Below are 1036 nucleotides of genomic sequence, written 5' to 3'. Positions count from 1 at the left end.
CAGATTTTGCGTTTGCTTCAATGTCCGCAACCATCTGTTGTTTTAGATCCAAGTCTTCGAAAACCGCTTCGATCACAACATCAATGTGGTTGTAACTTGTAAAGTCTACGCCACCTGACAGTTGCAACATCTTCGCCTGTAAATCGGCTTTCGACAGGATGCGACGTTTGCGCTGCTTCTCAAACAACTTGTAGTTGTAGTTAAGTGCATTCAACACACCGTCATTGCTCACATCTTTGATTCGAACAGGCACTTTTGCTTTTGCTACCGTTACATGACTGATCCCAGCGCCCATTAAGCCGCCACCAAGAACACCCACTTTTTTCACCGCTGCAGGCTGTGCATCCGTGCCGTGTTCCTTCTTCATTTCAGTAGTCGCGAAGAAGATAGAGCGCAATGCTTTCGATTCGGAGCTCATCACAAGCTCACCAAATCGTTTCGCTTCAAGCTCTTGCCCTTGTGCAAAGCCTTTTTCCAGACCGTGTTGAATCACTTCAAGAATCGCGACCGTTGCTGGATAGTTGCCACGGGTCTTCTGGTTGGTTTTCTTCGCAGCTTGTTCGAAAACAAGCTTACGACCTAACCCACTGCCCGACATCAACTTCTCTTTCGTCGATTGCTTTTTCTTGCCCTTGTTCTTGCCTTTGTCGATAAACTGTTTTGCTACGTCGAGCAAAATGGTGTCAGGGACACACGCGTCCACAACGCCCAGTTTTTTGGCTTTCTTCGCGCGAAGCTGTTTACCCGTCAGGATCAAGTCCAATGACGGTAACAGACCAATCAAACGTGGCAAACGCTGAGTACCGCCAGAACCCGGTAATAGACCGAGTTGAACTTCTGGTAAGCCTAAGCGTGTCTTATCGGAATCCGTACAAACACGGTAATCACATGCAAGCGCAAGTTCTAAACCGCCACCCAAACATGGGCCGTGAATAGCCGCAACCACAGGGTAAGGTAAGTCAGACAGTTGTTGGAACAACTCTTGACCTTGTTTTGCCAATGCTTGTGCTTCATTCGCTGTGGTACATGCCTCCAA

At 48.0% G+C, this 1036-nt stretch carries 1 protein-coding gene; it reads right to left on the bottom strand.

Annotation, left to right across the window (positions count from 1 at the left end; translation table 11 throughout):
* A partial coding sequence (locus R7Q47_RS26535) for an enoyl-CoA hydratase-related protein (RefSeq protein ID WP_318090298.1) occupies positions 1 to 1036 on the bottom strand: 1036 nt, incomplete at both ends.

Source organism: Vibrio sp. Vb0349, assembly GCF_033338975.1.
The sequence above is the reverse complement of the archived record's forward strand: the minus strand, read 5'-3'. Positions and strand labels throughout refer to the sequence as shown.